At 54.1% G+C, this 909-nt stretch carries 1 rRNA gene; it reads left to right on the top strand.

From position 1 onward, the window contains the following. A 23S ribosomal RNA gene (locus E1J61_RS35505) occupies positions 1-909 on the top strand; the annotation flags it as partial.

The raw sequence follows: 909 nt of genomic DNA, 5'->3' as shown, positions 1-909 counted from the left end.
GCGTGGTAGGAGAGCGTTCTGTAAGCCTGTGAAGGTGTCTTGTAAAGGATGCTGGAGGTATCAGAAGTGCGAATGCTGACATGAGTAGCGATAAAGGGGGTGAAAGGCCCCCTCGCCGTAAGCCCAAGGTTTCCTACGCAACGTTCATCGGCGTAGGGTGAGTCGGCCCCTAAGGCGAGGCAGAGATGCGTAGCTGATGGGAAGCAGGTTAATATTCCTGCACCGTCGTATGATGCGATGGGGGGACGGATCGCGGAAGGTTGTCCGGGTGTTGGAAGTCCCGGTCCCTGCATTGGAGAAGGCGCTCAGGCAAATCCGGGCGCGGGATTCAAGGATGTGGGGCGAGCGGCCTAGTGCTGCGAAGCAATTGGAAGTGGTTCCAAGAAAAGCCTCTAAGCTTCAGTCATACGAGACCGTACCGCAAACCGACACAGGTGGGCGAGATGAGTATTCTAAGGCGCTTGAGAGAACTCGGGAGAAGGAACTCGGCAAATTGGTACCGTAACTTCGGGATAAGGTACGCCCTGGTAGCTTGACTGGCCTGCGCCAGAAGGGTGAAGGGGTTGCAATAAAATGGTGGCTGCGACTGTTTAATAAAAACACAGCACTCTGCAAACACGAAAGTGGACGTATAGGGTGTGACGCCTGCCCGGTGCCGGAAGATTAAATGATGGGGTGCAAGCTCTTGATTGAAGTCCCGGTAAACGGCGGCCGTAACTATAACGGTCCTAAGGTAGCGAAATTCCTTGTCGGGTAAGTTCCGACCTGCACGAATGGCGTAACGATGGCCACACTGTCTCCTCCCGAGACTCAGCGAAGTTGAAGTGTTTGTGATGATGCAATCTCCCCGCGGCTAGACGGAAAGACCCCATGAACCTTTACTGTAGCTTTGCATTGGACTTTGAACCG

This window comes from Cupriavidus sp. L7L (genome assembly GCF_004353535.1).
In the GTDB taxonomy this organism is placed as follows: Bacteria; Pseudomonadota; Gammaproteobacteria; order Burkholderiales; family Burkholderiaceae; genus Cupriavidus; species Cupriavidus oxalaticus_A.
The sequence above is the reverse complement of the archived record's forward strand: the minus strand, read 5'-3'. Positions and strand labels throughout refer to the sequence as shown.